Genomic DNA, 25,778 nt, shown 5'->3' with positions numbered 1-25,778 from the left:
TTTTTCAGTCGTCCGCCGGCACCACGGAGGGCGCGGCGAAGGTCAGGCTGCCCGCGCGCAGATCGGCACCGTCCTGGGCTTCCAGCACCGCTTCCTGCGCCAGGACATAGCCGGCAAGAGCCATGGCATCCCCGCCCCCCGCCGGCAGGGTGCCCAAGGCATTGCGCCGCAGCACGGCTTCCAATTCCGCTGTCCCGCGCGGCGCCACCGCATCCAGCGCCGCCTCATACGCCGCCAGGCGCCCCATGAAACCCTCGGCCATCTTCTTCACGCGCTTGCCGACCCCCAGATCTCCCGCCCCCATCTCGCGCAGCGAACGGTCCATATCGGTGAAAAACACCTCCTGCAGGGCCTCCGCCAAGTCGAGGCCGGCCGGAAACTCCCGCTTCAGGCGGCGCAGCACCAAAACCAGATGCAAAACGATCGCCTCGAATCGTCCGTCCAGGCTATCTGGGATCCCATAGTCCCGGTAGAGGATGGGGTTCCGGGCCTGGTCGACGATGACGCCGTAGAGAGGCCAAGCCTGCTCACTGCGCGGCTGGGAACTGAAGAGGCGCTTCCAAATCATGGCTCTAGGTTCGCGAACTCGGGGTAAAGGGCGGCGGCCGGACCCGGCTGCCCCGGCGCCTACTCCAATTAAGGTCTTGAAATGGCACCACCCGCGGGTTTAATCAAGCTATTCGGGGTCAAACGAGAGGTATGACGTGAAAGCGACGAAGCGAGGCCGCCTCGGTACGAAGCTGCCGGGCCTGGGCGTTTGCCTGGTGCTGGCCAGCGCCGCGGTCGGGCTGTCGGCCTGTGGCAACACCGTTCAGCTGCGCGGCAACACACCAGATCCCGAGGACGTCGCCGAAATCGAGCCGGGGGTTCACAGCCGCCAGGACATCATCGACCTGCTCGGCTCCCCCTCCACCGTGTCCACCTTCCAAGACCGCAAGTGGTACTACATCGGGCAGAAGACTGAAGAGATCGCCTTCATGAAGCCCTCGGTGATCGACCGCAACATCCTGGTCATCACCTTCGACGAATCCGGGCTGGTCCAAGGCACCACCAACTATACCCTGGCCGATGCGCAGGACGTCGATCCCGTCGACCGGGAAACGCCGACGGAAGGGCGCGACCTGACGCTGCTGCAGCAGCTGTTCGGCAATATCGGCAAGTTCTCCAGCCCGCTCTGACACGGCGGCCCCGCGCCGGGCGGGGTGTAGCGATTACGGAAAAAGGCCCTGGAAGCGGAACGCTTCCAGGGCCTTTACCGTTTGCGCCGCGCCTCCCCGGAACCCTGGGGAGGCGCGGCGAAGCGCCTTACTGGGCCAGCGCCGCCAGCAGCAGCAGGGCCACGATGTTGGTGATCTTGATCATCGGGTTCACGGCCGGGCCGGCGGTATCCTTGTAAGGATCACCCACGGTATCGCCGGTCACCGCGGCCTTGTGGGCTTCCGAGCCCTTGCCGCCGTGGTTGCCGTCTTCGATGTACTTCTTGGCGTTGTCCCAGGCGCCGCCGCCAGCCGTCATGGAGATGGCGACGAAAATGCCGGTCACGATCACGCCCAGCAGCATGGCACCAACGGCGGAGAGCGCCGCGGCCTGACCACCGATCGCCAGGATGATGAAGTACAGCACGATCGGCGAGAGCACCGGCAGCATCGAGGGGATGATCATCTCCTTGATCGCCGCCTTGGTTAGCAGGTCGACGCAGGTGCCGTATTCCGGCTTGGCCGTGCCTTCCATGATGCCCGGGATTTCCTTGAACTGACGCCGGACCTCCAGCACCACCGCACCGGCCGCACGGCCGACCGCGGTCATGCCCATGGCTCCGAAGAGATAGGGCAGCAGGCCGCCGATGATGAGGCCCACCACGACATAGGGGCTGGACAGCGAAAAGTTCACCGCCGCATCACCCAGGTCAATCGCGCCTTCGGCGATAAACAGCTCCAGGTCGGAGGTATAAGCCGCGAAAAGCACCAGCGCACCCAGGCCGGCCGAGGCAATGGCGTAGCCCTTGGTCACGGCCTTGGTGGTGTTGCCCACCGCGTCGAGTGCGTCGGTGGTCTTGCGCACGTCAGCTTCCAATTCCGCCATCTCGGCGATGCCGCCGGCGTTGTCGGTCACCGGGCCGTAAGCATCCAGCGCCACGACCATACCGGCCAGGGCCAGCATGGTGGTCACGGCGATGGCGATGCCCAGCAGGCCGGCCAGCAGGAAGGTGGTGATGATGCCGGCGCAGATGATCAGCGCCGGAACCGCCGTGGCTTCCATGGAGATGGCCAGGCCCTGGATGACGTTGGTCGCGTGACCGGTCACCGAGGCCTGCGCGACCGAGCGCACCGGACGATACTCGGTGCCGGTGTAGTACTCGGTGATCCAGATGATCGCACCCGTCACCACCAGGCCGACGATGCCGCAGATGTAGAGATCAAGGCCCGAGAAGCTGATGCCGCGGGCGGTCATCACCGTGTCCATGCCGACCACGTAGTCGGTCACCGGCCACAGCAGCACCGCGGAGATCACCGCGGAGGCGATGAAACCCTTGTAGAGGGCGCCCATGATGCTCTGCGAAGCACCCAGCTTCACGAAGAAGGTGCCGAAGATGGAAGCGATGATACAGGCGCCGCCCAGGGCCAGCGGGAAGATGACCAGGGAGGCGATGTTCGGGTCCTGCGCCGCAAAGATGGTGGCCAACACCATGGTCGCGACCACGGTGACCACGTAGGTCTCGAAGAGGTCCGCGGCCATGCCGGCGCAGTCGCCCACGTTGTCGCCCACGTTGTCGGCGATCACCGCCGGGTTGCGGGGATCATCCTCAGGGATGCCAGCTTCGACCTTGCCCACAAGGTCGGCGCCGACGTCGGCACCCTTGGTGAAGATGCCGCCGCCGAGACGGGCGAAGATGGAAATCAGCGAGGCGCCGAAGCCGAGGGCCACCAGAGCCACGGAAATCTCACGCTCGGGAACCTCCATCGACAGCAGAACCACGTAGTAGCCGGCCACCGCCAGCAGGGCCAGACCGGCGACCAACATGCCGGTGATGGCGCCGGCCCGGAAGGCGATCGACAGCCCCTGGGCCAAGCCCTTGCGGGAAGCCTCCGCCGTGCGCACGTTGGCGCGCACGGAGACGTGCATACCGAGGTAGCCGGCGGCGCCCGAAAGCACCGCGCCGATCAGAAAGCCGATGCCGTCCTTGAGGCCGAGGAATACGGACAGGAGGACGAAAATGACGATACCCACCAGGGCGATCGTCCGATACTGGCGGTTCAGATAAGCCTTCGCGCCCTCTTGGATCGCCCCGGCGATCTGTTGCATGCGCTCGTTGCCAGCCGGCGCCGACAGCACCGACTGCGATGCCCAAGCACCATAAAGCAGTGCCAGCAAGCCGCAGCCGAGCACCAAGTACAAGATTTCCATATGGAGTTCCCTCAAGATAGATTAGTCCAACCTGCCTTCGACAGGCCGGGCGCTAGATTCGCTGCCCCATCGGAGCGCCCCAGAATCGCGCGGAAAATGCCAGAACCAGCCTGCGATAGCAACCGTTTGCAAGCCGCTCGGCAGCAGGACCTCAGCGTTATGATTAGGCCCTGTGCCGACGGTGGAGCCAGACGGGTGCCAGGGTGGCGATCAGGACCGGCGCGATGATGCCGATATTGACCGCCTGCCAGCCGAAAGCGCTGAACAGAGCGCCGGAAGCCAGGGCGGTGACGGCCGTGGTGCCGAAGACCATGAACTCGTTGAAGGCCTGAACCCGGGACTGCTCCTCGACACGGTAAGTCTCGGTCAGCAGCGCCGTGCCGCCCACGAACATGAAATTCCAGCCAACCCCCAACAAGGCCAGGGCGGACCAGAACTGCAGCACCTCAACCCCGGAGAGGTTGATCGCCGCGCAGGCCAATATCAGCACCCCGCCGACGGCGATGACCCGCTCGGCCCCTACCCGGTGGATGAGATGCCCGGTGACGAAGGAAGGCGCATACATGCCCACGACATGCCATTGGATGACGAAGGCCGCGGTTTCGAAGGGATGGGCACAGGCCACCATGGCCAGCGGAGTCGACACCATGACCAGGTTCATGGCCCCATAGGAGACCATGGCGCAGAGCACCGCGACGATCAGGGTCGGCTGGCGGACGATCTCCGCCAGCGGACGCCCCTTGACGCGGTCATGGCGGGAAAGCGGCGCCGGCAGCGCCACGAGCTGGACCAGCACCAGGGTACCGAAAGCCAGCACCGACAGCGACGCATAGCCGCCGGCGAAGAGCACCGGAGCGAAGAGATCCCTGCTCCATTTGGCCAGTTCGGGCCCCAGGATCGCCGCGATAACGCCGCCGACCATGACATAGGAGATCGCGCGGCTGCGCTGCGCCGGCCCGGCCACGTCCGCCGCGGCAAATCGATAGAGCGCCACGTGGGTGGCGAACCCACCGAGGAACCCGGCCCCCACGCAGAACAGCCAGAAGTCCGCCAAGAAAACCGCCGCGCAGGATACCGCACCGCCGATGATGCCCAGCAGACTGCCGAGGGTGAAACCGGTCCGCCGCCCGAAGCGCCCCATCAGCAGCGAAACCGGAATGGTCAGCAGGGCGGTGGAGACGAACTGCAGGGACAGCGGCAGGGTGGCGAGCGAGGGGCTGGGCGCCAGAGAACTGCCAACCAGGGCTGTAATGGTGATGGAGAGAGCCATGCAGCTCATGCCGAGTGCCTGGCAGACGGCCAGAATTGCCACACTGGGCATGCTGGACCGCTGGTGTACTACTGATTCCATGGCGCCAAGCTACCGCATCGCGAAGCGAAAGGCAGCGCGCTATCTTGGCGCGCAAGGCTGCTATGCGTCGAACTGGCGGCTGGGGAAACGCGGCCGTGATCAGACCTTGCGCGGCTGGCGGCGTTCCACTTCGCGAAGGATGATGTCCGAGACGATCCCCTTGCCCAGCAGACGGTCGCAGACCCCCAGCAGCCGTTGCTTGACCAGATCGGATTCGAAGCCCGCATTGCGGACCACGCGCAGGGCGAAGAGGCTGTGCAGCTCCGTCAGAAAGGCATCGTGCAGGCGGGCTTTGTTCTGCTGGGTCATGCCGGCGTCATAGTTGTCCGCCAGCAACAGGGTGATGTCCATGGTCACGTGGTGCGTGACTTCGCTTTCCTGGATGAGGGAAATGACCAGGGGAGCATCCATCGGGATATAGACGGGCTCCGGCTTGTTGATCTCGGCGATCAGCTCGTTCGTGCGCTCGGCCCCCGGCCCCAAGAGGAACCACCACGCCGCCCCGCCGCCGCCGAGCAGCAGGATCAAGGCCACAACGATGAGAATGACGATCCGCAAGGCGCCCGACCCTTCCGAGATGCCGGCCGAAACGCCGGAACTCCAAGCCTCCGTGATAGGCCCTTAGGGTAAAAATGGCGTTAAGCGTTAAGCATCTGGAAATATTGCTAGAAATGAGTCCATCCGCCGGACTCCAGAGAGACCCCGGCGCCTGCCGCATCGCGCACCGCAAGCCCGGGCTCGCGGCGCACCCGTCCGATCCGGGTAATGGCGACGCCTGAGTGCGCAGCCAGCGCGCCCACGGCCGCCCGCTCCGCCGGGGCCGCCGCAAACAGCAGTTCGTAGTCGTCGCCGCCGGTGAGCAGGCGCACGGCGGGCGCCCCCAATGCGGCCAGTCCCGCCTGCGCCGCCGCGCTGAAGGGGATCGCCGGCAAGTCGATCTCCGCCCCGACACCGGAGGCCTCCAGCAGGTGGCCGAGGTCGGCGGCCAGGCCGTCGGAGATGTCGAGGGCGGAGCGGGCAAGCCCCTCCTCCAGCAAGGCACGGCCGACGGCCAGGCGCGGTTCCGGCAGCCGGTAACGCGCGACCAGAGCCGCCCGCGTCGCAGTGTCCAGGTTGTCGAGTTCGCCACGCAAGGCGCAGAGCCCCAGATAGCCTTCGCCGATCGTCCCGGTGACGTAGATATCGTCGTCCGGCCGCAGCGAGCCCCGGTCCAACACCGCCTCGCCGGCGACCGTGCCGAAAGCCGTCAGGCTCAGGGTCATCGGCCCCGGCGTGCCGGTGGTGTCGCCGCCGTAGAGCGCCACGCCGAAAAGCTCCTGGTCCGCCGCCAGGCCCTCGGCGAAGCGGGCGATCCAGGCTTCCTCGATGTCCAGGGGCCAGGCCGAAGCCAGCAGATAGCCGAAGGGCGCGGCTCCCATGGCCGCAAGATCCGAGAGGTTGACCCGCAGCAGCTTCTTGGCCACTTGGTCCGGCGGGCAGTCCAGGAAGTGCCGTCCCTGGATCATGGTGTCGACGGTGGTGACCAGCCGCCCGCCTCGGGAGACCGGCAGCACGGCGGCGTCGTTGTGCAGACCGAATGTGCCTTCCGCCTTGGCCGCCAGGGGCGCGAAGTAGCGCTCGATCAGCTCGAACTCGCCGGCCCGCCCGGGCTTCTCGGTCGCCATCGCCGCGCCCTCAGCGCAGCTTGGAGAGATCCGCCTCGCCGCCGAACTCCTCGGCCCGCAACACATGGGCCAGACGGTCCAGCAGCCCATTGACGAAGGCGGTTTCGCGGCCGTCAAAGAAGGCGTTGGCGAGATCGACGTATTCCGAAATAACGACCCGCGCCGGCACCTCCAGGCGTTCGGCCAGTTCGAAAGCCGCCGTCCGCAGCAAGGCATGCAGCAGGATTTCCAGCCGGTCGAGGGTCCAATCCTCGTCCAGCACGGCGGCGATCATGTCATCCAACTCGTCGGCCGTCTTGGAGACGCCCTCGACCAGCTCGGTCAGCAGTTCGCGATTCACCGAGGCGTGCTTGAGGCCCTCGATGTCTTCGTCGATGCGGTGCTCAAGGAACTCCCGCAGCACGTCCCGGGCGCTCTGATCGCCCACGACCACCTGATAGAGGGCCTGCACGGCCAGCAGACGCGCGGCGCTGAGCCCCGACGGCCGCCTGCGCCTGCCGCCGGAAGCCGGCTTCGGATTTGAAGTATCGGTCACGTATCGCGAGTCCAAAAAGGCCGACCCCGAGGTCAGCGTGGAAACAGATGAAAGCGGCGCTTCACGTCGAGCATCGCCAGGCAGGCCTCGGCGGCATCCCTGCCCTTGTTCTTCCGATCGACAGCGGCGCGCACCCAGGCCTGGTCCATGTTCTCGCAGGTGAGGATGCCATAGCCAAGCGCCAAGGTGTGCTCGCAGGCGAGATCCTGCAGCTTGCGCGCACTTTCGCCGCAGACGTAGTCGTAATGCGTGGTCTCGCCGCGGATCACGCAACCGAGGGTGACATAGCCGTCGAAGCGCCGCCGCCCGGCAAAGAAATCCATCGAGCGCACCGCCATGCGGATCACCGCCGGGATCTCGAAGACACCGGGCACGCTGATCCGCTCGTGGGTCACGCCAGCCTCCTCCAGCGTCGCGCTGGCGCCCTCGTAGAGGGCATCGGCGATGTCCTCGTAGAAGCGGGCCTCCACCACCAGGACATGTGGGGTCACGTGATTGCCGTCGCTCATATCCTGGTTCCTATGCCTTGCCGGCCGGTTCGATGGCGCGCTGGCCGACCACCTTCAAGCCGTAGCCCTCCAGGCCGACGATGGTGCGCTTGGTGTTGGACAGCAAAATCATGTCGCGCACCCCGAGGTCGAGCAGGATCTGCGCGCCGACGCCATAATCCCGAAGCTGTGCCCTGCCCTTGGGCTCGCCCCCCAGGCGCGATTCCAAGGAGCTTGAAAGCGCGTCGGCGGAAGGCTCCCGGATCAGCACCACGACGCCACGCCCGGCCTCTCCGATCATGCGCATCGCCTGCTGCAGCTCGCCGGCCTTGCCGCTGGCACTGTCGCCCAGTACGTCGTCCAGGACGTTCATGGCGTGCATGCGCACCAGGACCGGTTCCTCGGCGGAGATATCGCCCTTCCACAGCGCCACGTGTTCGGCATAGTTCAGGGTGTTGACGAAAAGCGCCAAGTTGAACTCACCGCCGTAGCGGCTGGAGAAACGGCTCTCCAGCCGCCGCTCGACGAAATGGTCGTTCCGGCGGCGGTAGGAGATGAGGTCGGCAATGGTCGCGACCTTGAGGCCATGGCGCTGGGCGAAGGCAATGAGATCGTCGCGCCGCGCCATGGTGCCGTCGTCGTTCATGATCTCGCAGATCACACCGGAAGGATTGAGCCCCGCAAGACGGGCCAGGTCGACCGCGGCCTCGGTGTGGCCGGTCCGTACCAGCACGCCGCCATCGCGGGCCATCAACGGAAAGACGTGGCCCGGCGTCGTAATGTCTTCGTGGCCCCTGCTGGGGTCGATCGCGGTGGCGACCGTACGCGCCCGGTCCGGCGCGGAGATCCCGGTGGTGATACCCTCGCGCGCCTCGATGGAAACCGTGAAGGCGGTCTGATGGCGCGACTCGTTCTTGCTCGCCATCAGCGGCAGGCCCAGCTCCTCGATGCGCTCACGGGTCAACGCCAGGCAGATCAGGCCACGGCCGTAGCGCGCCATGAAGTTGATCGCATCCGGCGTCGCCATCTGGGCGGGGATGACCAGATCACCCTCGTTCTCGCGCGACTCGTCATCGACCAGAATGAACATGCGGCCGTTGCGCGCCTCCTCGATGATCTCCTCGATGGGAGAGACCATCTCACTGAAGGTGAGCCGCCAGGGTTCCTCGGACTTGTTCATCAAAAGCTGATCCCAGTTCGGCGGCGCTCAGGAGGCCGCCAGGAGACGCTGAACGTAGCGCGCGAGCATGTCGATTTCCAGGTTAACCCGGTCGCCCGGCTGCCTGCCGCCCAGGGTGGTGGCCTGCGCCGTGTGGGGGATGATGTTGACGCCGAACCGGCGGCCATCGACCTCGTTGACGGTCAGCGAGACGCCGTCTAGCGCCACCGACCCCTTGGAGGCAATAAACTTCGCAAGCTCCGCCGGCGCCTCGAAGGTGAAGCGGATCGAGCCCTGCTCGGCCCGCCGATCGGCGACCACGGCGATGCCGTCAACGTGGCCGGAGACCATGTGGCCGCCCAGCTCGTCGCCCAGTTTCATGGCGCGCTCGAAGTTGACCGGCGTGCCCGCCGCCCAGTCGCCCAGGGTGCTGCGCGACAGGGTCTCGCCCGAGACGTCGGCGGCGAACCAACCGGGCCCCTTGTCGACCAGGGTCAGGCAGACCCCGGAGCAGGCGATGGAGGCGCCCTCGGCGATCCCCGCGGTGTCATAGCCAGTCTTGAAGACGAAGCGGCAGTCCGTCTCCGCCCCGCCGGCGTCCGGTCCGGGGCTCTCAATCGCCTGGACTGCGCCGAGGTCGGTGATGATGCCAGTGAACATAGGGGAGCCTTCAGATTTCCGCGCTGTAGATGTCGATGCGGTCGCGGCCAAGCTGGGCCATCGCGGCCTGAAGGAACTTAGGCGCCTGATCCAGGCGATCAACCCCGAAACCGGAGACCGCGGCAACCCCGTCGCCGCCGATGACCAGAGGCGCCTGGAACCAGGCCAGGCGGTCGACGAGCCTGCCGCGCAGCAAGGACGCCGCCAGATGGCCGCCGCCCTCCACCAGCAAGCGGGTGACGCCGCGCCCTCCCAAGTGGTCGAGGGCCGCCCCAAGGGAAACGTGGCCGTCGGCGTCGGTCTCGACCTGGACCACCTCGACCCCGACATCCTCGTAAGCCTGCAGGCGCTCACGCGGGTTGCCGTCGTGGGTCACCAGCAGGGTCGGCACCTCCCCGGCTCGGGCCACCAAGTCGTGAGTCAGCGGCAGGCGCAGACGCCCGTCGACCACCACGCGCAGCGGGTGGCGGTCTTCCATGCCCGCCAAACGCACGTCGAGGCGAGGATTGTCGAATACCGCCGTGCCGCTGCCCACCAGCACGGCGTCTGCGCGGGCGCGCAGCAGATGTGCGCGGCGCCGCGCCAGCGGCCCGGTGATCCACTGGCTGTGGCCGCTGTGCGTGGCGATCCGTCCATCCAGGGAGGTGGCCAGCTTCAACACCACCAGCGGCCGCCCCTTGATCACCCGCTTCAGGAAGCCGGCATTGAGGCGTTCGGCCTGGGCGCGAAAGACGCCGACGTCGACGGCAATGCCGGCCTCCCGCAGGATCTTCAGCCCCTGTCCGGCCACCCGGCTGTCCGGGTCTTCCAGAGCGACGACGACGCGGGCCACCCCGGCGGCCACCAGGGCCTCGGCGCAGGGCGGTGTCCTGCCGTGATGGGCGCAGGGTTCCAGCGTTACATAGGCGGTGGCGCCGGCAGCCGCCGGGCCGGCCTGGCGCAGGGCCTCCGTCTCGGCATGAGGACGGCCGCCGGGCTGGGTCCAGCCGCGGCCGGCGACGCGGCCTTCCTTGACGATGATGCAGCCCACGGCCGGGTTGGGCGCAACCCGGCCCAGTCCGCGCGCCGCCAGCGTCAGGGCGGCCCGCATGTATTGGAGATCAGTCGTCCCCGTCACCGAGCTTGCCGATGAACTCTTCGAAATCGCGGGCCTCGCGGAAGTTGCGGTAGACCGAGGCGAAGCGCACATAGGCCACCTGATCCAGGGTCGCCAGGGCATCCATGACCAACTCCCCGATCAGCTTGGTCGGGATCTCCGATTCCCCGGAGGATTCCAGGCGGCGGACGATGCCGTTCACCACCCGCTCGATGCGCTCCGGATCGACCTGACGCTTCTGCAGCGCCGTGGTCATGGAGCGCAGCAGCTTGTCCCGGTCGAAAGGCTCGCGCTTGCCGGTGGATTTCACCACCGTCAGCTCACGCAGTTGCACCCGCTCGAAGGTCGTGAAACGTGCGCCGCAGTTCGGACACTGCCGGCGGCGCCGGATGGCCGAGTTGTCTTCTGTCGGCCGCGAGTCCTTGACCTGCGTGTCCTCGTTACCGCAAAACGGACAGCGCATTTATCCCCCTCTTCCTGCTCCCAATCGTCCTGCGCGGGCAATTGCCCGCGCCCGCAGGGCCATGCGGCCCTCCGAATAAGTTCAAATCTCCAGATCCGGATAGATCGGGAAGCGATGGCACAGCGCCTTGACCTCGGCGCGCACCTCCTCCTCCACCTTGGCGTTACCCTCGGGATCCCGCGCCAGGCCGTCCAGGACCCGGCCGATGAAGGCGCCGACCTGCTGGAACTCGGCGGTGCCGAACCCGCGGGTGGTCGCAGCGGGCGTGCCGAGCCGGATGCCGGACGTTACCGTCGGCTTTTCCGGATCGAAGGGGACGCCGTTCTTGTTGCAGGTGATGCCCGCACGGTCCAGAGCCTCCTCGGCGATATTGCCGGTCAGCTTCTTGGGCCGCAGGTCGACCAGCATCAGGTGCGTATCCGTGCCGCCCGAGACGATATCGAAGCCTTCGTCGATCATCGTCTGGGCCAAGACCTTGGCGTTGTCCACCACGCTCTGGGCATAGGCCTTGAACTCGGGCCTCAAGGCCTCGCCGAAAGCCGCCGCCTTGGAGGCGATGGCGTGCATCAGCGGACCGCCCTGCAAACCCGGAAAGGCCGCGGAGTTGATTTTCTTGCCCAGCTCCAGATCGTTCGACAACACCATGCCGCCGCGCCCGGCGCGCAGAGTCTTGTGAGTGGTGGTGGTGACCACGTGAGCGTGCGGCAGCGGACTGGGATGTACCCCGGCCGCCACCAGGCCGGCGAAGTGGGCCATGTCCACCATGAAGTAGGCGCCGACCTTGTCGGCGATCTCGCGGAAGCGCGGGAAATCGATGAAGCGCGGATAGGCCGAGCCGCCGGCGATGATCAGCTTCGGCTTGTGCTCCAGGGCCAGCTTCTCCACCTCGTCGAAGTCGATGAGGCCGTCTTCCTTGCGCACCCCGTACTGCACCGCATTGAACCACTTGCCGGAGAGGTTCGGCCTCGCGCCATGGGTCAGGTGGCCGCCGGCCGACAGCGCCAGGCCCATGATGGTGTCGCCCGGCTGCAGCAAGGCCAGGGCGACGCACTGGTTGGCCTGAGCGCCCGAATGCGGCTGGACGTTGACGAACTCGCAGCCGAAAAGCTGCTTGGCCCGCTTGATGGCCAATTCCTCGGCCACGTCGACATACTCGCAGCCGCCGTAGTACCGGCGGTGCGGATAGCCCTCGGCGTATTTGTTGGTCAGCACCGAGCCCTGGGCCTCCAGCACCGCCAGAGAGACGATATTCTCCGAGGCGATCAGCTCGATCTGATCCTGCTGGCGGCGCAGTTCGCCGCGGATGGCATCGGCCAGCTCCGGGTCGGTCTCGCTCAGGTGCGCGGAAAAGAAACCGTTCTGCAGAGGCAGGGTCTTGGCGGCATTCGCTGCGGTCATCGTCGCTTGCTACTCCTCGAGGGGCCGGAGCCCCGGTTTCAGCCTAGTTTCTCGACACGGCGGGCGTGACGATCGCCCGCGAACTCCGTCGTCAGGAAAGCGTTCAGGCAGTCCTTGGCAACCACCTCGCCGACCAGGCGGGCGCCCAAGGCCAGCACGTTGGCATCATTGTGCTCGCGGCAGAGGCGCGCGGTGGTGATGTCGTGGCATAGCGCCGCCCGGATCCCGGGATGGCGGTTGGCGGCGATGGAGATACCGATGCCGGTGCCGCAGACGACGACCCCGCCGTCGACCTTGCCCGAGGTCACGGCCTCGGCCACCGCTTTGCCGAAATCGGGGTAGTCGACCGAATTGGTCGCGTCGCCGGTGCCGCAGTCCAGCACCTCATACCCGGAAGAACGCAGCTCCTCGGCCAGCTTCGCCTTGAGGTCGTAGCCAGCGTGATCGGAGCCGATTGCGATCGACTTGAATGCCATAGTTGGGGGAACGCCTGCCTGTCTCGGAAAAACCGGCGGACCCTACCATATGTCGCAATCTGATGAAAAGGCGCCACAAGGTGTCGCGGCGCCGGAATCAAGTCAGTTCACGTCGCAGAGGCGCCAGACGCCGGTGGGAGCGAGGCCCCGGCGCTAGACCAGCATCCCGCCACGCTGACCGGCGGCGCGCTTGGCCAGGACGTATTCCAGCTTCTGGGCGGCCAGACGCTCCAGTTGCACCTGCCCGGCCGAGGGCGGCCCGACGATGCTGACCTCGGCGGAGGTCAGGGTGTCGACGGCGGAAACCTTCACGTATCCGCCGACCCGCTGGAATTCAAAGATTATTTCGCGTGATTGAGGCATGGCTTCATTTTCGATCATCTATGGCAAACAAATCCTTAACAGCCGAATGTTGCCGAATTAGGGCAGCCGGGTGATAGTTTGACGAGAAGCGGCCAGCCGCCGCCGATAGGCCGCCCGCGCCGCTTTAGGCGTCGGGAAATCCGCGCTATATCTGGGCCAGCTACGCCATCGAGGCTGCCCACTTACAAGGAACGAATTCCATGTCTCAGGCCACCGCCGCCACCAGCACTCCCGCCAGCCCCGCCCCGGGCAAGGCCAAGTTCGCCTGGGAGGATCCGCTGTTGCTGGAGGACCAGCTCAGCGAGGAGGAGCGCATGGTGCGCGACGCGGCCCGGGCCTATTGCCAGGACCAGCTCATGCCGCGGATCCTGGAAGCCAACCGCCACGAGATCTTCGACCGGGCCATCTTCACCGAGATGGGCGCCCTGGGCTTCCTGGGCTCGACCATCCCGGAGGAGTACGGCTGCGCCGGGGTCAACCACGTCTGCTACGGCCTCATCGCCCGCGAGGTGGAGCGGGTCGATTCAGGTTACCGCTCGGCCATGTCGGTGCAGTCCAGCCTGGTCATGCACCCGATCTACAGCTACGGCACCGAGGACCAGCGCCGGAAGTATCTGCCGCGCCTGGCCACCGGCGAGCTGGTCGGCTGCTTCGGCCTGACCGAGCCGGACCACGGCTCCGACCCCGGCGGGATGAAGACCCGCGCGAAGAAGGTCGACGGCGGCTACCGCCTGAAGGGCGCCAAGATGTGGATCACCAACTCGCCCATCGCCGACATCTTCGTCGTCTGGGCCAAGGACGACAGCGACACCATCCGCGGCTTCATCCTGGAAAAGGGCATGGAAGGCCTTTCCGCCCCCAAGATCGAGGGCAAGTTCTCGCTGCGCGCCTCGATCACCGGCGAAATCGTGATGGACGACGTCTTCGTGCCGGAAGAGAACCTGCTGCCGAACGTCCAGGGGCTGAAAGGTCCCTTCGGCTGCCTCAACAAGGCACGCTACGGCATCTCATGGGGCGCGTTGGGCGCTGCCGAGTTCTGCTGGCACGCGGCGCGCAGCTATACCCTGGAGCGCAAGCAGTTCGGCCGCCCGCTGGCCGCCAACCAACTGATCCAGAAGAAGCTGGCCGACATGCAGACGGAAATCACCATCGGCCTGCAGGCCTGCCTGCAGCTCGGCCGCCTGCTGGACGCCGGCAAGGGCGCGCCGGAGGCCATCTCGCTGTGTAAGCGCAACTCCTGCGGCAAGGCCCTGGACATCGCCCGCACCGCCCGTGACATGCACGGCGGCAACGGCGTGGCCGACGAGTACCACGTCATCCGCCACGTCATGAACCTGGAGGCGGTGAACACCTACGAGGGCACCCACGACGTCCACGCCCTGATCCTGGGCCGCGCCCAGACCGGTATCCAAGCGTTCTTCTAAGACAATCGCCCGCCCATGCCGAAATCACGGATCATGTACATTGAGAATAAATCCGAGTCGCTGAACGGGTCGGCGCGGATTGGGCGTGTCACATTCTCGAAGACCGGCAAATCGATTTATTACGGCGACCGAGCCTTCCAGAGCCTGGATGGTCAAGGATTCAAGTCGAACTACTTCGACGTCGAAACGGGTGAGGAGTTCTGGATCTCTGGCCCGCGCCGCGACGGCAAAGACCGCCTTTATTCGCAAAGCGCGATGTCTGTCGAGATCGACGAGGATGTCGCCGAAGAATACTGGCGCGACATCAGGGGTATGGCTCCGCCGAAATAGGGCCGACGCCTGGGCGACACCTCAAAGAGCAGCGGACAAACGCGGAAAGCCCCGGCCAAGTGGCCGGGGCGATCGCTAAGGTGCGAGGGATGCGTGCTGGAAACGCGTCCGGAAGACCCGTTGGACGCGCGGGAGAAACTCAGTTACGCGGCGGGACTCAGGTTCCGGGCCATGCTGGCCGGGGTCGACCAGAACTGCTGCACACGGCGCAGCGCGTGGTTGGCCGAATCCAGCGTCTCTTCAGAGATCTGGATGTCGCCGAGCTGGGTGGAATGCTGGTCGAAGAGCGCGGAGAGGCTGCGGAAGACCTCAACGCCCTTGTCGGCGGCGCGCACATGGAACGAGCGGCGGTCGTGCGGCGAACGCTCCTGGATCAGATAGCCGTTCTCGACCATCTTCTTCACGTTGTAGGAGACGTTTGAGCCGAGGTAGTAACCGCGCTGGGTCAGCTCGCCGATGGAGAGCTCTTCCTCGCCAATATTGAACAGGATGAGCGCCTGAACGTTGTTCAGGTCGCGGATGCCCTGGCGATCGAGATCGGCCTTGATGACTTCAAGGCACTGGCGGTGCAGCCGCTCGATCAGCCCGATCAGTTCGAGATACTTAGCCTTCACGGAACCCTCGCATATTCTCAGTTCATAAAACCGATGGCTTTATTGCAAAGACTACGCGGAAGCCCGTTAAACTTTACTTAACAGGTTCTCGAATTATCCAATTGATTCTATTGATATTTTTCCAAGATTCCGATGAATGTCACAGGGAATTCCCGGTGACCGCGACGCGCCGGCGGCCCCGGAAATCAACCTCCGGGCGGCGGGGCGCCCGCAAGCTGACCGGTCAGCTCTTGGCGCCGCCGATCAACTTGATGATGGCCGAATAGTCGAGGCCGCCGTTGCCCGCGTTAACGAAGAGCGTGTAGAGCGCCGCCGCCTCGGCACCCAGCGGGGTCGCCGCCCCCACATGATCCGCCGCCGCCTGCGAGAGCTTCAGGTCCTTGTGCATCATCGCCGCGGCGAAGCCGGGCTGGTAGTCACGGTTGGCGGCCGAGGTCTCGACGATACCCGGGACCGGGTTGTGGTTGAGCATCGCCCAGCAGGAACCGGAGGCGTTGGAGCTGATGTCGAACAACGTCTTGGGATCCAGCCCCAGCTTCTCACCCAGGCTGAATGCTTCGGAAACGGCGATCATCGAGATGCCGAGGATCATGTTGTTGCAGATCTTGGCCGCCTGGCCGTTGCCCGCTCCGCCGGCGTGGACGATGTTGCGCCCCATGATGTCGAACAGCGGCTTGCCCTTGGCGAAGGCGTCCTCGGCGCCGCCGACCATGAAGGTCAGGGTGCCGGCCTCGGCGCCGGCCACCCCGCCGGAGACCGGCGCGTCGAGCATGGCGTGCCCGGCCTCAGCCGCGGCCGCGTGAACGTCGCGCGACGTCGCCACGTCGATAGTGGAGCAGTCGATGAAGAGAGTGCCCTTCGCCGCCTTGGCCAGCAGCCCCTCGCCGCCCAGGTAGACCGCGCGCACATGCTGGCCCGCCGGCAGCATGGTCACCACCGTCTCTGCACCCCCAACGACCTCCGCCGCCGCCCCGGCCAGTGTGATGCCCGCCGCGGCGGCCGCCTTACAGGCCGTCTCCGAAAGATCGAAGCCGACGACCTCGTGCCCGTCCTTAACCAGATTCTTGGCCATGGGCAGGCCCATGTTGCCCAAGCCCAGAAATCCGATGCGCGCCATTCTTTCCTCCCCGTGTTCAATGAGTCGACCCTGACCGGGCCTTGTTCGCTCCTCCAGGAGCCGTCAATCTTGCGCCAGCGGCACGCCGGGTGCCAGAGGACATTCAGGGGAAAGTGAGGTCACGTTCCCCAAGCGGACGGAAGTGATCTTCGACCAGTCCGGCCGGGACCTCCGACAGCCGACCCGGCTCCCACTTGGGCTGGTGATCCTTGTCGACCAGCAAGGCGCGGATGCCTTCGTAGAAATCCTTGCCGGCCATGAACGCCTGGCTCATGCGATACTCCTGAATCATCGCCTGATCGAAATCGAGCTCGCCGCCTTTTTCGAGCTGGGCGAAGGTGACCTTCAGGCTGGTCGGCGACTGCTTGCGGATGATGGCGGCGACCTTCGCCGCCCAATCGTCGCCGGAGTCATCGAGGGCCGCCAGGATCGATTCCACCGAGCGGGCGGAGAAGCAGTGGTCGATGAGCTGCTGATGGTCGGCCAGTTCCGAGGTGCCGGGATCGGTCTTGAAGCGCTCGATGAGGCCGTCGACCAGCGTGTCCGGCTGCGCCGAGCTCCAATCCAGTTCGGCGAAAGCCGCCAGCAGGTCGCCCCGGCGGTCGCTGGGCACATAGTCGGTCGCCACGCCGCAATAGAGAGCGTCGGCGGGGTTGAGGCGCCAGCCGGTGAGCGCGAGGAAAAGCCCCAAGCGTCCGGGCAAGCGGGGCAGGAAGTAGGTGCCGCCGACATCGGGGAACAGACCGATACCCACCTCCGGCATGGCCACCATGGTCCTGTCACCCGCGACCCTGTGGCTGCCATGCACCGAAAGGCCCACACCACCGCCCATGGTGATCCCGTCGATCAGGGCGACATAGGGCTTGGCGAGGACATGGATCATACGGTTGAGGCGGTACTCCTCACGAAAGAAGTCCGCGGTCAGAGGATCTCCCCGGCGGCCCGCCTCCCAAACGGCGCGCACGTCGCCGCCGGCGCAGAAGGCGCGGTCTCCCGCCCCCCGGATCGCCACCGCCTTGACACTGGAGTCCTCCTGCCAGGCGGACAGCTGCAGGCTCATCTCGCGGATCATTCCCAGCGTCAGGGCATTGAGAGCCTTGGGCCGGTTCAGGGTGATGAATCCGACGCCGTGTTTCACTTCAAACAGGATTTCCTGTTCCTCGCTCATGGGCATTCACTCACAGCACAAAATGAAATATCCGATGGAGGGGGCGTTCACTCGGCCAGCAGCTTGCGGGCGATGATCACGCGCATGATCTCGTTGGTGCCTTCCAGGATCTGGTGCACGCGCACGTCACGGAAGTAGCGCTCGACGGGGTACTCGCGGATATAGCCGTAGCCGCCGTGAAGCTGCAGCGCCTCGTTGCAGACCTTGAAGCCGACATCGGTGGCGAAGCGCTTGGCCATGGCGCAGCGCTGCGTCTTGTCGGGCGCGTTGGCATCGATGGCCATCGCCCCGCGCCAGGTCATGAGGCGCGCGGCCTCCAGTTCCGTCGCCATGTCGGCCAACTTGAACTGCAGGGCCTGAAAGCTGGCCAGAGGCTTGCCGAACTGCTTGCGCTCCCGCAGATGCGCCGTGGCGGCCTCCAGGCAGGCACGGGCGCCTCCCAAGGAGCAAGCGGCGATGTTCACGCGCCCGCCGTCCAGGCCCATCATGGCGAACTTGAACCCTTCGCCCTCTTCGCCCAACCGGTTGGCCACCGGCACACGCGCGCCTTCGAAGATGACCGCCGCGGTGGGCTGGCTGTTCCAGCCCAGCTTCGTCTCCTTCTTGCCGAAGGAGAGGCCCGGCGTGCTCTTGGGCACGATCAGCGCCGAAATGCCCTCCGCGCCCGGGCCACCGGTGCGGCACATGACCAGATAGACATCGCTCGCGCCGCCGCCGGAGATGAAGGCCTTGGAACCGTTCAATACGTAGTCGTCGCCATCGCGCAGCGCCTTGGTCTGCAGCGAGGCCGCGTCCGAGCCGGCACCCGGCTCCGTGAGGCAGTAGCTGGCGAAGTGCTCCATGTTCAGCAGCCTGGGCAGGAAGGCCTCCCGCTGGGCATCGCTGCCGAAGCTGTCGATCATCCAGGCGACCATGTTGTGGATCGAAATATAGGCGGCGGTAGAGGTGCAGGCGGCAGCAAGTTCCTCGAAGATCACCGCCGCGTCCAAACGGGTCAGGCCGCTGCCCCCCGTCGCCTCGCGCACATAGATCCCCGCCAGGCCTAAGGAAGCCGCCTTGCGCAGGGTTTCCACGGGGAACTCCGCCGCCTCGTCCCACCGCGCGGCATAGGGGGCCATTTCCTCGCCGGCGAACTGCCGCGCCATGTCCTGAAAGGCGCGCTGTTCATCGTTCAGTTCGAAATTCATGGGGGAGTGTCCGGACAGACTCATGGTTGGCGACGCGTCGACGAGGCGCGATGATAGTCGCCCCTATGCAACTGTCAATGAGCCCACGGCCGCCGATTTGCAGCCTACTCCAGGTAGCTTAAGCCGCCGAGGACCATGTTGATGCTCTGGCCCGGCTCGCCCAGGGGCAGCATCAGGCCTTGCAGCCTCTTGCGGGATTTTCCGTCGGCGCCACGATAGGAAAGATCGATGAACACCGGCGCCTGGGAATCCGCCAGGGCCTCGCCCACCATCAGCGCTTTTTCCTGCAGCGCCTGCGCCTGCTCACTCCCCTCCGCGATCAGCCCGCGCACCGTCATTCCCTGGACGTTGCGCCGGGAGTGTTCGACGATGTGCCCTCCGATAAGGCGATAGCGAAAGTCGAGCGGATCGCGCAGCACGTCCAGAAGCATCAAGTGCTCGAGCAGGCTGGGGATGTCGACGGGATCGATGTCGGCGCGCGCCGGAAAGGGCAGACCCTTGCAGCGCGAACGCCAATAGGCGTGGAGATCGGCAAGCACCTCCGGAAAGGACTGCAACGCCCCTCCCGCATCGTTGCGGAAGGCGCCATCGTCATACCTATAGACGTGGAGCTCGGCCAAATTGCCAGTTTGGGACATCCAATACCAATCCCCGGTACAAATCGCCTTGCAGAAATTCAAGCATAACTAGAAATAGTTTCGTACTCAAAATCGCCTTAGTTGTCGACCAAAACGGCGTTCAGGTCAATATCGGAATCCACCCCTAGATTGCAGAAGGAAGACCTTAATCACCCGCCAGATCAAGCTTGACAACACCGGCCCATCGGCGCTTTGATCGCGGCCTTGCGCCGATTTGTTCTCAGCTTGCGGGCGCTTTAAAAATGCGGCTAAACGAGTGGTGAAAACCGCCCGGCACGCCGTGGCGGTTTTTTTGTCGCTCAGGCCTGACCCACCGTTCAACGGGTCCGCGGTGATTTGAGGGGTAGCTTGCTCCGCGTCAAGAAAAGCTAAAAACCAGTCCCTGGTGGGGCCCCTCGGGGAAACAGAAACGTCAACTCGTCCAATTTGAAAGGGCCCATGCCATGGCAGACTCGACCAAACCCACGACCAATCCGGAAACCCTCGCCCTGCACGCGGGCTACCGCAGCGACCCCCACACCGGATCGGTCGCGGTACCCATTTACCAGACCACCTCCTACGAGTTTCAGGACACCGGCCACGCGGCCAACCTCTTCGCCCTGAAGGAACTCGGCAACATCTACACGCGGATTATGAATCCGACCTGCGACGTGCTGGAACAGCGCGTCACCGCCATCGAAGGCGGCGCGGCGGCCCTGGCGGTCTCTTCCGGCCAGGCGGCCACCGCCATGGCGATCCAGAATATCGCCGCTACGGGCGACAACATCGTCAGCTCGACCAACCTCTACGGCGGCACCTGGAACCTTTTCGCCAACACCTTCAAGACCTTCGGCATCGAGGTCCGCTTCGTGGACCCCAGCGACCCGGAAAACTTCCGCCGCGCCACGGACGACCGGACCCGTGCCTACTACGCCGAGACCCTGCCGAACCCGAAGCTTCAGGTCTTCCCGATCGGCGAGGTCGCGGCCATCGGCGAGGAACTGGGCGTGCCATTGATCGTCGACAACACTTCAGCGCCGGTCATCTGCCAGCCGCTGAAGCACGGCGCCCATATCGTCGTCTATTCGACGACCAAATACATCGGCGGCCATGGAACCTCCATCGGCGGCCTGCTGGTCGACGGCGGCACTTTCGACTGGGAAAAGCACGCGGACCGCTTCCCTTCGTTGAACCAGCCCGACCCGAGCTATCACGGCGCGGTGTGGACCGAGGCGGTGAAGCCGCTGGGGCCCATCGCCTACATCCTGAAGGCGCGAGTCACGCTGCAGCGGGACCTCGGTTACGCACTCAGCCCCTTCAACGCCTTCCTCTTCCTGCAGGGCCTGGAGACGCTGCCGCTGCGCATCCGCGAGCATAGCCGCAATGCCGCAGCGGTCGCCCAGTTCCTGCAGGGCCATTCGGAGGTGGTCAAGGTCATCCACCCCTCCCTGCAGGACGGCGAGAACCGGCGGCGGGCCGACACCTACCTGTCCGGCGGCTATGGCGGGCTGGTCGGCTTCGAACTCGCCGGCGGCCTGGAAGCGGGCCGGCAGTTTATCGATGCCCTGCAGCTCTTCTACCATGTCGCCAACATCGGCGACGCACGCAGCCTGGCGATCCATCCGGCCTCGACGACCCATTCGCAGCTCTCGCCGGAGGACCAGCTCGCCACTGGCGTAACGGAGGGCTATGTGCGCCTTTCGATCGGCCTGGAGCATATCGACGACATCCTGGCCGACCTCGATCAGGCCCTGTCTTCGGTGCGCAGCGCCGTCGCCGCCGAATAACGCAACCGGTCACGGACGGAGGGGCGCTGGCAAGCGGCGTCCCTCTTCCCGGGGCATCACGGCAAAATGTCAAAGAGGCTCGCGGACGATGCGGCCCTGGTGATCGTCGACTTTCAGAACGCGATCGACGATCCCAAATGGGGCCACCGCAACAACCCGGACGCCGAGGCGCGGACGGCGCTGCTGCTTGGCGCGTGGCGCGACCTGGGCCGCTCCGTCGTCCACGTGCAGCACCTTTCGCGCGAAGCCGACTCGCCCTACAGACCCAACCAGCCGGGCTGCGACTTCAAGGAAGGTCTGACCCCGGAGGCCGGAGAGATTCTGGTGCAGAAGCGCACCAACAACGCCTTCATCGACACCGGCCTTGAGGCCTCGCTGAGGGATCGCGGCGTAGAAACGGTGGTCGTCGCGGGCGTGCTGCTGCACAACTCCGTCGACGCCACGGTGCGCATGGCGAGCGACCTGGGCTTCAACACCTGGGTGGTGGCCGATGCTTCGGCCAGCGTCGACGTGGTGGACCTGAATGGCCGCCTGTGGACGGCCGAGGACGTTCATGCCCTGAGCCTGGCGCACTTGAGCGGCGAGTATGCCGTTGTCGCGACGGCCCAGGAGGTCCTCTCGGCAGCAGGGGGGCCGGTTGTGCCCCGAACCCGGGACGACTAAACTTTGCCCTTCGCAGCGGGCGCCGGGCCGAACCGCCCGGAGATCGGATGAGAAGATGACCGAGTCCATTCCAAAGATCAGATCGAACTTGCGGCCCGCGCCGCATGACGGCGGCGAGAGAGCCGTCCAGCGTCCGGAGACCCTGGGCGCCTTCCCGCAGGTTCGCATGCGCCGCAACCGCAACGCCCAATGGGTGCGCCGCATGGTGGCCGAGAACCGGCTGGGCACCGAAGACCTGATCTGGCCGATCTTCGTACACGGCGGCAGCGGCCAGCAACCCATCGAGGCCATGCCCGGCGTCGACCGCCTGGGCCTGGATTGCCTCGCCGATTCCGTCGGGACCGCCGCCGAGCTGGGGATTTCCGCGCTGGCCCTCTTTCCCTATACCGACAGCGCACTGAAGACCCCGGATGCGCGCGAAGCGCTGAACCCGGACAACCTGGTGTGCCGTGCGGTGCGGGAAATAAAGCGCATCTATCCGGAGGTCGGCATCATCTGCGACGTCGCCCTGGACCCCTACAACAGCGACGGCCACGACGGCCTGGTCCGCGACGGCAAGATCCTGAACGACGAAACCATTGAGGTGCTGTGCCAGCAGGCGCTGGTCCAGGCCGAGGCCGGTTGCGACATGATTGCGCCCTCCGACATGATGGATGGGCGTATCGGCGCCATCCGCGCGGCGCTCGACCGCAGCGGACTCCAGGAGGTGCAGATCGTCGCCTATGCCGCCAAGTATGCGAGCTGCTTCTACGGCCCTTTCCGCGAGGCCGTAGGCTCCGGCGGCAGCTTGAGCGGCGATAAGAAGACTTACCAGATGGACCCGGCCAACAGCGACGAAGCTTTGCGCGAAGTGGCGCTGGACCTGCAGGAGGGTGCCGATATGGTGATGGTCAAGCCGGGCATGCCTTACCTGGACATCATCCGGCGGGTGAAGGACACTTTCGCCGTCCCTACCCTCGCCTACCAGGTGAGCGGTGAATACGCCATGCTGAAGGCTGCCGCAGGCAACGGTTGGCTCGACAACGACGGGGCGGTGATGGAAAGCCTCCTGTCATTCAAGCGGGCCGGCGCCGACGCCGTGCTGACCTACACCGCGGTCGAAGCCGCCAGGCTGCTCAAGGCCGGCTGAAGTACACCGGCCCCGACACCGTTCGTTTTTCCGCAGTTCTCCTTCGGCCCGGCTTGCGCCCGCCGCTGGAGCTTCCAACTTTAGAACAAGCAACCCGTAAACGAGGAGGATACGACAATGGCGTTACAACTCGGCGATACCGCACCCGATTTCACCGCCGATTCCACAGCCGGCAAAATCTCTCTGCACGACTACGGCGGGAACAGTTGGGTGGTGCTGTTTTCCCACCCCAAGGACTTCACCCCGGTCTGCACCACCGAACTGGGTGAAGTCTCCAAGCTGAAAGCCGAATTCGACAAGCGCAACGTGAAGGTGCTCGGCCTGTCGGTCGACCCGCTCAGCGATCACAAAGCCTGGGTCGGCGACATCGAGGAAACCCAGGGCTGCGCCCTCAACTTCCCGCTGCTGGCCGATCCGGACCGCAAGGTCTCCGATCTCTACGGGATGATCCATCCTAACGCCAATGACACCCTCACCGTTCGCTCGGTCTTCGTCATCGATCCGAACAAGAAGATCCGTCTTACCCTCACCTATCCGGCCAGCACCGGGCGCAATTTCGACGAACTGCTGCGGGTCATCGACTCCCTGCAGCTGACCGACAAGCACAAGGTCGCGACCCCGGTGAACTGGAAGCAAGGCGGCGACTGCATCATCGTGCCGGCGGTCAGCAACGAGGATGCCAAGAAAATGTTCCCGGACGGCTGGGACGAACAGAAACCCTACCTGCGCGTCGTAAAACAGCCGCACTGAGCCAGTCCGACGCGGACACAAAAAAAGAGGCCGGCAGCCCATTGGCTGCCGGCCTCTTCTTCGATCGGTATCCTTCAATCCTGCAGACGGTCGAAGAAAGCTTCCGCCGCCAGGTCGTGCCAGGCGGCGTGCCGGCCGCGGCCGTGGAAGCCGACATGGCCGCCTGTCCCGCACAGCAAAGGCCACAGGGCCGGGCACGACTCCCAGTCGAAGGTCTCGTAGGGCGCCGAAGGAATCCAGGGGTCGTCCCCGGCATGCAGCAGCAGGGTCGGCGTTTTGATCGCCGGCAGGAATCGCAGGCCCGAGCATCGCCGGTAGTAGTCGTCGGCGCCGGCAAAGCCGTTGCGCGGAGCGACCACCTGATCGTCATAGGCGAAGACGCTGTCGGCACTGCGGATCGCCGCCCGCTGCTCCGCCGAGAGCCCGCGCGGCGCCGCAAGAGCCTCCCGGCGCATGTTGTTCAGAAGGTAGCGATGATAGACCCAGTTGCGCGGCTGCATGAGGCGGCGCTGTGTCGCCTTGAGGTCGATGGGCGCCGAGACACTGACCGCACCCACGACCGGAAAGGCTTCCGCTTCCTGCGCCAGGAAACGCAGCAGCATGTTGGCGCCCAGGGAATAGCCGACCAGATAGAGACCGGCCTCAAGGTCGAGGCCCGGCCGCACCGCAAGAGCCAGCAGGGCATCGCGCAGGTCGCCGCTGCGCCCGGCATGGTACTGCTCGGCGCAGAGCGGGCGCGACGGCCCGGCGCCGCGCAGGTTGAGGCGAACCACATCGCGGCCCCGCGCCAACCAGAAAGCCGCAGAGGCCCGCAGGTAGGTGCTGTCCTCGCAGCCGGTCAGGCCGTGGATCAGCACCACCAGCGGTGCAGAGGCCGCGCCCGAACGGTGCAGGCTGGCGGCCAGGCGGTCGCCGCTGCCGTCGCGCATCGCGAGTTCCACGCGCTCCGCCGGCCAGGGATCGAGGTCGTGCCGGGGGCGCAGCAGAAAGTTACGCAGGGTCTGGAGGTCGCCGCCGAACCAGGGAAAGCGCGGCCGGAAAGCGCCGGCATCCAGTGGCGAATCCTTCGAGGCGGGCGTCATGCCTCCGCGAGCCAGTCCCGCAGCGGCGTGATCTGCGCGGGATCGAGCAGCGCCGGCGCATGGCCGCAGCCGGGAACCTCGATAACCGTCGCACGTGGGCCGCGCCGCTTCATCTCAGCGGCCGTTTCCGCCAGCAGCAGATCGGACTCGGCCCCGCGCAGCACCAGCGTCGGACAGCTCACCAGATCCCAGAGCGGCCAGAGATCGACATCGGCGACCTCCGCCGCACGCAGCGGCTCGGCGATCCGCGGATCGTAGTGCAGCCGCCATCCCTCGCCGGCACGCCGCAGAGAGCTCTCCGTCAGATGGCGCCACTGATCGTCGCTGAGGTCGCCGAAGCCGCGATAGATCCGCCGATGATAGGCCTCCGCTTCCGCCAGGTCGGCAAAACGCGGGTCGCTGCCAAAGTAATCGAGAATCCGCAGCAGTGCGGCCTTGGGAATGAAGGGGCCGACGTCGTTGACGACCAGACGGCGGATCGGGTTGTCCGGCTGCGCCGCCAGCATCATGCCGATCAACCCGCCCATCGAGGTTCCGACGATATCGACCTGACGGCTTCCCAAGCGGGCGATGAGCGTCACCGTGTCGGCCAGGTACTGCGGATAGCCGTAGTCCATGGGGTCGCGCAGCCAGCCGCTGTCGCCGCGCCCGACCACGTCCACGCAGACAACCCGCCGGCCCGCCGCCGCAAGCGCGGCCGCAAGAGCTTCGAAATCGCGGGCGTTGCGTGCCAGCCCGTGCAGACAGATGACGGGCACCGGATGATTCGGTCCCGACTCCCGATAGGCCAGTTCGTGAAACCCACTCTTGGAGAGGCACTGCAGGCTGCCTTTCCGTACCGCGCCCATCCCG

At 65.7% G+C, this 25,778-nt stretch carries 28 protein-coding genes; 7 read left to right on the top strand and 21 right to left on the bottom strand.

Annotated elements, in window-relative coordinates; genetic code table 11:
• Positions 1–4 precede the first annotated feature (4 nt).
• A complete protein-coding gene (locus tag AAFN88_RS13270) occupies positions 5–568 on the bottom strand; it encodes a ubiquinol-cytochrome C chaperone family protein (protein ID WP_347520792.1) in 564 nt (187 codons plus the stop codon).
• A 136-nt stretch (positions 569–704) separates the two neighbouring features.
• Between AAFN88_RS13270 and AAFN88_RS13265 the strand changes: the two genes are divergently transcribed.
• On the top strand, positions 705–1,178 hold the full coding sequence (locus AAFN88_RS13265; protein WP_347520791.1) for an outer membrane protein assembly factor BamE: 474 nt from the start codon (positions 705–707) through the stop codon (positions 1,176–1,178).
• Positions 1,179–1,305: 127 nt separating this feature from the next.
• On the opposite strand, the gene AAFN88_RS13260 is transcribed toward AAFN88_RS13265, so the two are convergent.
• From AAFN88_RS13260 to AAFN88_RS13200, 13 genes are all read right to left on the bottom strand, one after another.
• Positions 1,306–3,405: a sodium-translocating pyrophosphatase gene (locus tag AAFN88_RS13260; RefSeq protein WP_347520790.1), complete on the bottom strand. Its 2,100-nt coding sequence runs from the start codon at positions 3,403–3,405 to the stop codon at positions 1,306–1,308.
• A gap of 163 nt (positions 3,406–3,568) precedes the next feature.
• A complete protein-coding gene (locus tag AAFN88_RS13255; protein ID WP_347520789.1) occupies positions 3,569–4,726 on the bottom strand; it encodes an MFS transporter in 1,158 nt (385 codons plus the stop codon).
• A 129-nt stretch (positions 4,727–4,855) separates the two neighbouring features.
• Positions 4,856–5,314 carry a hypothetical protein gene (locus tag AAFN88_RS13250; protein WP_347520788.1) on the bottom strand — a complete coding sequence of 153 codons (459 nt, stop codon included), beginning with the start codon at positions 5,312–5,314 and terminating at the stop codon, positions 4,856–4,858.
• Between the two features lie 107 nt (positions 5,315–5,421).
• On the bottom strand, positions 5,422–6,420 hold the full coding sequence (gene thiL / locus AAFN88_RS13245; protein WP_347520787.1) for a thiamine-phosphate kinase: 999 nt from the start codon (positions 6,418–6,420) through the stop codon (positions 5,422–5,424).
• Between the two features lie 10 nt (positions 6,421–6,430).
• Positions 6,431–6,955 carry a transcription antitermination factor NusB gene (gene nusB / locus AAFN88_RS13240; protein WP_347520786.1) on the bottom strand — a complete coding sequence of 175 codons (525 nt, stop codon included), beginning with the start codon at positions 6,953–6,955 and terminating at the stop codon, positions 6,431–6,433.
• Between the two features lie 32 nt (positions 6,956–6,987).
• The gene (gene ribH, locus AAFN88_RS13235) at positions 6,988–7,464 is read right to left on the bottom strand and encodes a 6,7-dimethyl-8-ribityllumazine synthase (RefSeq protein WP_347520785.1); all 477 of its coding nucleotides are present in this window, start codon (positions 7,462–7,464) and stop codon (positions 6,988–6,990) included.
• A 10-nt stretch (positions 7,465–7,474) separates the two neighbouring features.
• Complete coding sequence (gene ribB / locus AAFN88_RS13230; protein ID WP_347520784.1) at positions 7,475–8,623, bottom strand: 3,4-dihydroxy-2-butanone-4-phosphate synthase; 1,149 nt, start codon at positions 8,621–8,623, stop codon at positions 7,475–7,477.
• A gap of 27 nt (positions 8,624–8,650) precedes the next feature.
• Complete coding sequence (locus tag AAFN88_RS13225; RefSeq protein ID WP_347520783.1) at positions 8,651–9,262, bottom strand: riboflavin synthase; 612 nt, start codon at positions 9,260–9,262, stop codon at positions 8,651–8,653.
• 10 nt (positions 9,263–9,272) lie between these two features.
• Positions 9,273–10,352, bottom strand: a complete 1,080-nt coding sequence (gene ribD / locus AAFN88_RS13220; protein WP_347521671.1) for a bifunctional diaminohydroxyphosphoribosylaminopyrimidine deaminase/5-amino-6-(5-phosphoribosylamino)uracil reductase RibD — start codon at positions 10,350–10,352, stop codon at positions 9,273–9,275.
• Positions 10,353–10,362: 10 nt separating this feature from the next.
• Positions 10,363–10,821: a transcriptional regulator NrdR gene (gene nrdR, locus AAFN88_RS13215; RefSeq protein WP_193371227.1), complete on the bottom strand. Its 459-nt coding sequence runs from the start codon at positions 10,819–10,821 to the stop codon at positions 10,363–10,365.
• Positions 10,822–10,902: 81 nt separating this feature from the next.
• Positions 10,903–12,219 carry a serine hydroxymethyltransferase gene (glyA, locus tag AAFN88_RS13210; protein WP_347520782.1) on the bottom strand — a complete coding sequence of 439 codons (1,317 nt, stop codon included), beginning with the start codon at positions 12,217–12,219 and terminating at the stop codon, positions 10,903–10,905.
• 38 nt (positions 12,220–12,257) lie between these two features.
• Entirely contained in the window at positions 12,258–12,695 is a 438-nt protein-coding gene (gene rpiB, locus AAFN88_RS13205) for a ribose 5-phosphate isomerase B (protein WP_347520781.1), read from the bottom strand.
• Positions 12,696–12,848: 153 nt separating this feature from the next.
• Positions 12,849–13,058, bottom strand: coding sequence for a hypothetical protein (locus tag AAFN88_RS13200; RefSeq protein WP_347520780.1), 210 nt, complete (start codon positions 13,056–13,058; stop codon positions 12,849–12,851).
• Positions 13,059–13,258: 200 nt separating this feature from the next.
• Here AAFN88_RS13200 and AAFN88_RS13195 point away from each other — a divergent pair, with 200 nt between their 5' ends.
• Together AAFN88_RS13195 and AAFN88_RS13190 are read left to right on the top strand one after the other, a co-directional pair.
• Entirely contained in the window at positions 13,259–14,482 is a 1,224-nt protein-coding gene (locus tag AAFN88_RS13195; RefSeq protein WP_347520779.1) for an acyl-CoA dehydrogenase, read from the top strand.
• Positions 14,483–14,515: 33 nt separating this feature from the next.
• A complete protein-coding gene (locus AAFN88_RS13190) occupies positions 14,516–14,812 on the top strand; it encodes a hypothetical protein (RefSeq protein ID WP_347520778.1) in 297 nt (98 codons plus the stop codon).
• Positions 14,813–14,955: 143 nt separating this feature from the next.
• On the opposite strand, the gene AAFN88_RS13185 is transcribed toward AAFN88_RS13190, so the two are convergent.
• The 5 genes from AAFN88_RS13185 to AAFN88_RS13165 form a co-directional block, all read right to left on the bottom strand.
• Complete coding sequence (locus tag AAFN88_RS13185) at positions 14,956–15,426, bottom strand: MarR family transcriptional regulator (RefSeq protein ID WP_347520777.1); 471 nt, start codon at positions 15,424–15,426, stop codon at positions 14,956–14,958.
• A 223-nt stretch (positions 15,427–15,649) separates the two neighbouring features.
• Positions 15,650–16,543 carry a 3-hydroxyisobutyrate dehydrogenase gene (gene mmsB, locus AAFN88_RS13180; protein WP_347520776.1) on the bottom strand — a complete coding sequence of 298 codons (894 nt, stop codon included), beginning with the start codon at positions 16,541–16,543 and terminating at the stop codon, positions 15,650–15,652.
• A gap of 103 nt (positions 16,544–16,646) precedes the next feature.
• Entirely contained in the window at positions 16,647–17,711 is a 1,065-nt protein-coding gene (locus AAFN88_RS13175) for an enoyl-CoA hydratase/isomerase family protein (RefSeq protein ID WP_347520775.1), read from the bottom strand.
• A 47-nt stretch (positions 17,712–17,758) separates the two neighbouring features.
• On the bottom strand, positions 17,759–18,898 hold the full coding sequence (locus AAFN88_RS13170) for an isobutyryl-CoA dehydrogenase (RefSeq protein WP_347520774.1): 1,140 nt from the start codon (positions 18,896–18,898) through the stop codon (positions 17,759–17,761).
• A 104-nt stretch (positions 18,899–19,002) separates the two neighbouring features.
• Positions 19,003–19,536: a PAS domain-containing protein gene (locus tag AAFN88_RS13165; protein WP_347520772.1), complete on the bottom strand. Its 534-nt coding sequence runs from the start codon at positions 19,534–19,536 to the stop codon at positions 19,003–19,005.
• Between the two features lie 443 nt (positions 19,537–19,979).
• On the opposite strand from AAFN88_RS13165, the gene AAFN88_RS13160 reads away from it, so the two are divergent.
• The 4 genes from AAFN88_RS13160 (at position 19,980) to AAFN88_RS13145 (ending at position 23,844) form a co-directional block, all read left to right on the top strand.
• Positions 19,980–21,302: a PLP-dependent transferase gene (locus AAFN88_RS13160; protein WP_347520771.1), complete on the top strand. Its 1,323-nt coding sequence runs from the start codon at positions 19,980–19,982 to the stop codon at positions 21,300–21,302.
• A gap of 66 nt (positions 21,303–21,368) precedes the next feature.
• On the top strand, positions 21,369–21,965 hold the full coding sequence (locus AAFN88_RS13155) for a cysteine hydrolase family protein (RefSeq protein WP_347520770.1): 597 nt from the start codon (positions 21,369–21,371) through the stop codon (positions 21,963–21,965).
• Positions 21,966–22,020: 55 nt separating this feature from the next.
• Positions 22,021–23,094, top strand: coding sequence for a porphobilinogen synthase (gene hemB / locus AAFN88_RS13150; RefSeq protein WP_347520769.1), 1,074 nt, complete (start codon positions 22,021–22,023; stop codon positions 23,092–23,094).
• A gap of 117 nt (positions 23,095–23,211) precedes the next feature.
• Positions 23,212–23,844: a peroxiredoxin gene (locus AAFN88_RS13145; RefSeq protein WP_347520768.1), complete on the top strand. Its 633-nt coding sequence runs from the start codon at positions 23,212–23,214 to the stop codon at positions 23,842–23,844.
• 74 nt (positions 23,845–23,918) lie between these two features.
• On the opposite strand, the gene AAFN88_RS13140 is transcribed toward AAFN88_RS13145, so the two are convergent.
• Together AAFN88_RS13140 and AAFN88_RS13135 are read right to left on the bottom strand one after the other, a co-directional pair.
• A complete protein-coding gene (locus AAFN88_RS13140) occupies positions 23,919–24,926 on the bottom strand; it encodes an alpha/beta fold hydrolase (protein WP_347520767.1) in 1,008 nt (335 codons plus the stop codon).
• Complete coding sequence (locus tag AAFN88_RS13135) at positions 24,923–25,774, bottom strand: alpha/beta hydrolase (protein WP_347520766.1); 852 nt, start codon at positions 25,772–25,774, stop codon at positions 24,923–24,925. The genes AAFN88_RS13140 and AAFN88_RS13135 overlap by 4 nt, the downstream gene beginning before the upstream one ends.
• Positions 25,775–25,778 lie beyond the last annotated feature (4 nt).

It is taken from the genome of Pelagibius sp. CAU 1746 (genome assembly GCF_039839785.1).
Lineage (GTDB): Bacteria > Pseudomonadota > Alphaproteobacteria > Kiloniellales > Kiloniellaceae > Pelagibius.
Note: the sequence above shows the minus strand (reverse complement) of the source record. Positions and strands in the feature narration are given on the sequence as shown.